At 55.3% G+C, this 6964-nt stretch carries 8 protein-coding genes and 1 tRNA gene; 5 read left to right on the top strand and 4 right to left on the bottom strand.

The features are described 5' to 3' along the window. Together M7R55_RS10810 and M7R55_RS10805 are read left to right on the top strand one after the other, a co-directional pair. Positions 1-1537 (top strand): aminotransferase class I/II-fold pyridoxal phosphate-dependent enzyme (locus M7R55_RS10810; protein ID WP_298220426.1); only part of this gene is annotated, 1537 nt, incomplete at its 5' end. Positions 1538-1631: 94 nt separating this feature from the next. Next, a tRNA-Val gene (locus tag M7R55_RS10805) sits at positions 1632-1706 on the top strand. A 343-nt stretch (positions 1707-2049) separates the two neighbouring features. Here M7R55_RS10805 and M7R55_RS10800 read toward each other — a convergent pair. Continuing rightward, positions 2050-2304: a hypothetical protein gene (locus M7R55_RS10800; protein WP_297500743.1), complete on the bottom strand. Its 255-nt coding sequence runs from the start codon at positions 2302-2304 to the stop codon at positions 2050-2052. A gap of 304 nt (positions 2305-2608) precedes the next feature. On the opposite strand from M7R55_RS10800, the gene M7R55_RS10795 reads away from it, so the two are divergent. From M7R55_RS10795 to M7R55_RS10785, 3 genes are read left to right on the top strand one after another with little or no spacing between them, the layout of a single operon-like run. Beyond that, on the top strand, positions 2609-3667 hold the full coding sequence (locus M7R55_RS10795; RefSeq protein ID WP_298220424.1) for a 3-oxoacyl-[acyl-carrier-protein] synthase III C-terminal domain-containing protein: 1059 nt from the start codon (positions 2609-2611) through the stop codon (positions 3665-3667). Between the two features lie 28 nt (positions 3668-3695). Further along, entirely contained in the window at positions 3696-4406 is a 711-nt protein-coding gene (locus tag M7R55_RS10790) for a class I SAM-dependent methyltransferase (RefSeq protein WP_298220422.1), read from the top strand. Beyond that, on the top strand, positions 4407-5642 hold the full coding sequence (locus tag M7R55_RS10785) for an FAD-dependent monooxygenase (RefSeq protein WP_297497544.1): 1236 nt from the start codon (positions 4407-4409) through the stop codon (positions 5640-5642). Positions 5643-5674: 32 nt separating this feature from the next. On the opposite strand, the gene M7R55_RS10780 is transcribed toward M7R55_RS10785, so the two are convergent. The 3 genes from M7R55_RS10780 to M7R55_RS10770 form a co-directional block, all read right to left on the bottom strand. Continuing rightward, positions 5675-5881, bottom strand: a complete 207-nt coding sequence (locus M7R55_RS10780) for a hypothetical protein (RefSeq protein ID WP_298220420.1) — start codon at positions 5879-5881, stop codon at positions 5675-5677. A 235-nt stretch (positions 5882-6116) separates the two neighbouring features. Then, the gene (locus tag M7R55_RS10775; RefSeq protein WP_297479122.1) at positions 6117-6539 is read right to left on the bottom strand and encodes a type II toxin-antitoxin system VapC family toxin; all 423 of its coding nucleotides are present in this window, start codon (positions 6537-6539) and stop codon (positions 6117-6119) included. Further along, positions 6536-6763, bottom strand: a complete 228-nt coding sequence (locus M7R55_RS10770) for a type II toxin-antitoxin system prevent-host-death family antitoxin (RefSeq protein WP_298158296.1) — start codon at positions 6761-6763, stop codon at positions 6536-6538. The genes M7R55_RS10775 and M7R55_RS10770 overlap by 4 nt, the downstream gene beginning before the upstream one ends. Between the last annotated feature and the right edge of the window lie 201 nt (positions 6764-6964).

Genomic DNA, 6964 nt, shown 5'->3' with positions numbered 1-6964 from the left:
CAACGGCACCTCCACCTCCAACAAGATCGTGTGGCACTCCACTGTCGCAGCAGGGGATGTGGTGGTGGTCGATCGCAACTGCCATAAGTCAATCCTGCACGCCATCATGATGACTGGGGCTGTTCCGGTATTTCTCATGCCCACCCGCAACCATTACGGCATCATCGGCCCGATTCCGCTGGTAGAGTTCAAACCAGAGAACATCCGTCGCAAGATCGCCGCCAACCCTTTTGCGCAGAACAGCGAGGTCCAGCCGCGTGTGCTGACGCTCACCCAAAGCACCTACGATGGCATCCTCTACAACGTCGAAACCATCAAGGAACTGCTCGATGGCGTCATCGACACCTTGCACTTTGACGAAGCCTGGTTGCCCCACGCTTCATTCAGCGACTTTTACCGGGACATGCACGCCATCGGCCGCGACCGCCCCATCTGTCACGAGTCGATGGTCATGTCGACGCAATCGACGCATAAGCTGCTGGCTGGCTTGAGCCAGGCCTCCCAGATCCTGGTGCAGGACAGCAAGACGCGCAAGCTGGATCGGGATTGCTTCAACGAAGCCTACCTGATGCACACCTCCACCAGCCCGCAGTATGCCATCATCGCTTCCTGCGACGTTGCCGCCGCCATGATGGAGCCGCCAGGTGGCACGGCACTGCTGGAGGAATCGATCAGTGAAGCGCTGGATTTTCGTCGCGCCATGCGCAAGGTCGATGAAGAATGGGGGACAGATTGGTGGTTCAAGGTTTGGGGACCGGACTATCTGGCCGAGGAGTGCGTGGGCGACCGCAGCGACTGGATGCTCAAGCCGGGGGAGCGCTGGCACGGGTTTGGCGATCTGGCCCCCGGTTTCAACATGCTGGACCCCATCAAGTCCACCGTCATCACGCCAGGGCTGGATGTGGACGGCGACTTCCACGACATGGGTATCCCGGCTGCGGTGGTGACCAAATACCTAGCCGAACATGGCGTGGTGGTGGAAAAAACCGGCCTATACTCATTCTTCATCATGTTCACCATCGGCATCACCAAGGGACGCTGGAATACCCTCGTCACCGAACTCCAGCAGTTCAAGGACGATTACGACAAAAACCAGCCGCTTTGGCGCATCTTGCCGGAATTTGTCGCCAAGCACCCGCGCTATGAGAACTGGGGGCTGCGTCAGTTATCCGACCAGATCCACGAAGTCTACCGCGCCAACGATGTGGCTCGACTGACCACCGAAATGTACCTATCCGACATGGTGCCCGCCATGAAGCCCGCCGATGCCTTTGCGCGCATGGCCCACCGCGAAACCGAACGGATCGAGATCGATCATCTGGAAGGTCGCATCACCTCGGTGCTGCTCACCCCCTACCCGCCCGGTATCCCGCTGCTCATCCCAGGTGAGCGTTTCAATGCCACCATCGTGCGCTACCTGCAGTTTGCCCGCTCCTTCAACCAGCGCTTTCCAGGTTTTGAAACCGACATCCACGGCCTGTCCAAGACCGGCAGCAACGGCGACTCGAAGTTTTACGTCGACTGCGTCAAAGCCTGAGTCGATACCCGATAACGGATTCGATAACGGATTGGTTTGCCATAAAAACCTCCGGCAGTGTAGAATGGCGGTCCTCATGCGATTCTCGCTTGCAGGGCGGTTAGCTCAGGGGTAGAGCACTGCCTTCACACGGCAGGGGCCACTGGTTCGATCCCAGTACCGCCCACCATAAAATAATATACAAATCAGTAAGTTACACTAACACAATTCTTGATATTTTTCCCATAAATTGTGTTTTTTTGAAGTTTTAAGCCTCTCACTGTCCCCGTTTTGTCCCCGTTTTTCTCATTTCGTCTCACCCAAACTCATTCTGATTGTCCCCGAATTGTCCCCGTTCAACAGAAACAGTCGAGACCACGTCGGCGTAGCCTTCAAACTGCCAACAGGTCGCCCACGACGAACAAGTCTATTCCCATCGTACAGACTCGCTACCGAGACCCATTGATCCGTAACCTCTGGGGCATCATCAGGATCAACCCAAGGCAGGGAGGATTTTTTCGGTTTCGCGGTCATTAGTTTTCCTCAATGAGATAATACGGCGAACCTCGCCGCGTGGTGTCCACACCAACATTCACAGGCTGAATGTCCAACTCAGGCAATGACCGCACAATCTTCAAGGTCTCCAAACTGACGGTGATGACTCGCTGGAACAGTTCCAGCGGGTACCGGGCATTCCCCAAAGTTTCCACGGCCCAATCGTTGGCGTCGTTGACGATCCCGCTGTCCCTGTCGGTCTTGACGCACTGGTGTTCCACTACACCATGCACAGATATTCATGCTGGGTGGTGAAAGCTACCGTCTGAGACAAAAATTAGGCGGTGGTTCTGGGGTTGGGGTGGGTCAAAATTAATGGCCAAAAGTGGGTCAAATCTGTTGGCCATTGACAAATGTGGGCTAACGCACGGTTCCTGACATCATACGTTGGCATTCTGGAAAATGAGCAGGTGTATTGAAATGGAACTACGTTCCGGGATTCCATTTCTCCGACACTGAATTCATGCATAGGTGACGCGAATCATGTCTGTGCGCGGTTCGAATCGGAAAGTTAACCGGATTACTTCTGGAGTTTGTATGTTTATCAATGGCCTGGGTACGGCAAATCCGCCGTACCGTTATAGTAAAGCCGACTGCTGGGAAGCCTTCAAGACCTCGAAATGGTTCCAAAGGCTTGATCTGCGTTCACACATGATCATGGAAACAGTCCTCAAGAAGGACAATGGCATCGAATCAAGGTCGCTCGCCGTCGAATCACTGGATGAAGTGTTTAGTATCGACCCGGACACTCTGCACGGCCGCTTTCTGGACAATGCCCCCGCGCTGGGGGCAACTGCTGGCGGGGCCGCACTGAAGGAGGCTGGTATCGATGCCAGCGCAATTGATGGTGTGGTAATCAGCACTTGCACGGGTTACCTCTGTCCGGGGTTGACCAGTTACGTTATCGAACGCCTGGGGCTACGAACCGATGTGCTCGCTTTTGATCTGGTCGGACAGGGATGTGCGGCGGCGCTGCCCAATTGGCGCCTCGCCGAAGCATTGCTGTCGACCGGCAGTTGTCTGAATGTACTGTCAATTTGTGTCGAGGTGAGCAGTGCGGCAATGTATCTTGACAATGATCCAGGTGTGTTGATCAGTGCCTGCCTATTCGGCGATGGGGCTGGAGCAGCAGTGCTGTCCAGACATCAGAATCCACGGCGACGCAGCATCGAGTGGAAAGGATTTGCATCACTCATCAACCCGGCGGAGCGCGACGCACTATTTTTCGAGACACGTCAGGGGATGCTACGTAATGTCCTGAGCAGGACGGTTCCCTGGCTGGCTGCCGGTCATGCTCAGCAGGTTTTGAACACAGTGCTGAATGGCGCAAACCTGAAACCTGAAGATATAAGTGCCTGGATCATGCACGCAGGCGGACGGGATGTGCTGATTGCACTACAAAATCAACTGAAAATCACGACTGAAGATCTGCATTACAGCGCAGATATGCTTCGTCTATACGGCAATATGAGCAGTGCCTTTATTTATTTTGTGTTGCAGGCAGCACTTAAGGACAATGCAAAGCCCGGATGGTGGTGGGTATCCTCCTTCGGCGCCGGATTCAGTTGCCACGGCGCCTTGCTCAAGGCAGCGTAAGTTCGGCTGAAACCAGGAGAAAACACAAGTGGGCTTGAGTTTACCGCGACGCGTCGAGCCGGAATTGTTAGATGGCCTTGCAGTTGAGGATCCGCGTGCGCAACGTTCCAGGCAAGACCTGCGACGCATCCATCGCGCGATGGCGACCCTGCCGATCGTGCAACATGCACTGGACTGCTGCACTGCCGGATTCCGCCCGCGCAACCTGCTTGAACTTGGCGCAGGGGACGGCTCCTTGATGCTCCGCTTGGCACAGCGGCGGTCTGCCGGTTGGCCGGACGCCCATATCGCTTTGCTGGACCAGCTGAATCTGGTCACGCCACAAACACTCGAAGGCTTCCACAAAGTCGGTTGGAACCCCTGCGTTATGACAGTAGACATATTCGACTGGCTGGCAGAATCCGACAATACACCCTTGGATGTCGTCTTCGCCAATCTGTTCATGCATCATTTTTCGCCGGACGAACTCACGCGTCTACTGGCAGGGATAGCAATGCGCTGTCGTGTATTCCTTTGTTTCGAGCCAAGGCGTTCTTCCCTGACACTGGTGGGAAGTCATTTGGTTGGCTTTCTGGGGGCCGGACCAGTGACGCGGCAAGATGCAGTATCGAGTGTGCATGCAGGATTTCGTGCGAAAGAGTTGTCCAAATTGTGGCCCAATCCTCAGGATTGGGTAATGTGGGAATATTCAGCGGGATTGTTCGGCCACTGTTTTTTCGCCATACGGAAAGATCCCTGAATGAAAACTGGCTATGACGCAATCGTTGTGGGTGGCGGCCCGTCCGGCGCCACTGCTGCCATGCTCCTGGCGCAGGTGGGGTGGCGAGTCGCCATCGTCGAGAAGGCACTGTTTCCGCGGCGCAAGGTGTGCGGAGAATTCATTTCCGGAGTGACCTGGTCATTGTTGCAGCAGTTTGGGGTTGCGGATCATTTGATGGAAATCGCTGGACCTGTCGTACGCCGGATAGGGGTTTACGTCGGCGATGCAATGGTAACTGCTCAAATGGCTTCACAGACCGGGGGTAAGGAAGAAGGCGGCAGGGCCGTGGGACGCGAGCATTTGGATACGCAGTTGCTCAAGTATGCAGTAGAGGCTGGTGCTGAAGTATGGCAGCCGTATATTCTCTCAGGGTTCGTTGCGAACGATGATGGCTACGAGTGCACAATTATCAATAAGCACAGGGGAGATATCCATGTATTGAATTCTGGGTTGATCCTTGCTGCGCATGGCTCCTGGGAGTCTGGCGTGATGCCAACCCAGGATTGGGACCGTCCTCCGCGTGCCTCGGATCTGTTCGGCTTCAAAGCCAATTTTCTTGACAGTACACTACCTCTTGACCTGATGCCCTTGCTCGCATTCCCAGGCGGATATGGCGGAATGGTACACACGGATGGTGGTCGCGTCAGCCTGTCATGTTGCATACGCCGCGACCAGTTGAAACAATGCCGAAAACAGTTTCCTCATATAAGAGCCGGTGCTGCAGTCTTTGCGCATATCGGGGCATCGTGCAAAGGTGTCGCCCTGGCACTGTCCACGGCGACGCTGGACGGCTCATGGTTGTCCGCGGGTCCGCTGAGGACGGGAATTCACGCCTTCGGTCACGCGGGTGTTTTTGTCATCGGAAATGCAGCCGTCGAACCGCATCCCATTATTGCCGAAGGCATCAGCATGGCCATCCAATCCTCGGCTTTGTTGTGCGGACAGTTGATTGCACACCCGGATCTGCGCAGCGAGGGGCCTCATTCAAGCCGGATGCTTGAAGGTATCCGGCTTGACTATGTGATGGCTTGGCGCGACAATTTTTCACAGCGCATGCGTATGGCCGCACTATTCGCACATTTGTTCATGCGACCCGTTCCCGCTCGCATTGTGGCGAGTCTGCTGGGGCGTTTTCCGCAACTTTTGACCGAGGGCGCACGTTGGAGCGGCAAAATGGAACCATTGCGCGGTGCGCGCCACATCGGTGCGGCATAACTCAGCCAATTTCATGCTGAACGGATGCAGTATTAATCCCGCCCGGCGCGTTCCAGGGACGGCTTTGCGCTCTCGCCGGAAGTTTCTCTGACCTCGCTCTGCCAACAATGTTCTGCAATTTCTTGCGGCCACATTAGCCCATTTTGGGAAGAAAAAGGTCGCGCCTGGTACCGGCGGAAGTCCTCGATCGTGTAGTTGAATTGGCACTCGCCGATCTGCGTGATCTGCGTGATCTGCATGAGGGAAACATTACTCGCCACCGGCTCCGTTCATCCGGGTACCGAGAGTAGCCACCTCAAGTATGAGCGAGACCGAGTTGACCGACCTTATTGATGAGGCGGTGCAATGGGCGCATGAGCGCTGATGCAATGCCGGTCAGTTTCCTGTCCACCATACAACGGAAACGCTATGGTTGATATCTGGAACATGGACAATGCCAGCAATGTCCGTATAGCCTTTAACGGTTGGTGCATCTCACGAAAGTTCAAATCTGGCCATCCCCAACACCTCAGTCGCCGCACACAACCGGTGGTCAAGACTGGCGATTTTAGCACACAAACGACGAGCGATTGCCAGATGCAGTGCGTCCCCTGCACGCAGGACGGCAGGCGATTCGATAAGTACCGCTGCGGTACGAAAATCTGCCGGATCAATTTCTACCGTGACAAGGTACATGGATGCAAACCGCTGAAAATTGGCAATGGCCTGCTGGCGAGTGTCAGCATTAATGGCACCCATCCTCTGTTTGATGCCACCGATGCTGGCCATCTCGGTTAGCGTCCAGGCCGAAATCATCAACTTCGCTTTACGCTGGCTTTCAAGTCGAGCCACAAGATTGGCCGCGCCAGCCTCTCGAAAAAAGATCGCGCCCAGCACCGAAGTGTCAAGATAAATCACAGCAGGTCCTGTTCGCGCATTTCGGCAACGGTCATACCCGATGTCGGCGGCGCAGACACCCAATTACGCAAGTCAGACCAGTCGAACCCCCCTGATCGCGGCTCGGGAACGAGACGTGCCACTGGCTTTCCACGGCGGGTGATAACGACACCTTGGCCAGCTTCGACTTCAGCGAGCAAGGCGGATAGATGCGATTTGGCATTCGCCACGGTGGCAGTTTTCATTGATTCATCCTCCTTTAAATAGTCATATGAGCGTACATTGTCGATCAGGATGGTCATCTTTTGACATCCTCCCCCAGCTAAAGCAAGGGGATTCCTACGGCGCTCAAGCAGAGGCTGCTTGAGTCACTTCGGTGGGTTCCTGCTTCACGGAACGGCCTGACTGCGCCGATTCTCCACAGGCTAACAAGCGATGCCCTCGCT

This window comes from Halothiobacillus sp. (assembly GCF_027346185.1).
In the GTDB taxonomy this organism is placed as follows: domain Bacteria; phylum Pseudomonadota; class Gammaproteobacteria; order Halothiobacillales; family Halothiobacillaceae; genus Halothiobacillus.
This window is presented reverse-complemented; position numbering and strand designations above follow the sequence as displayed.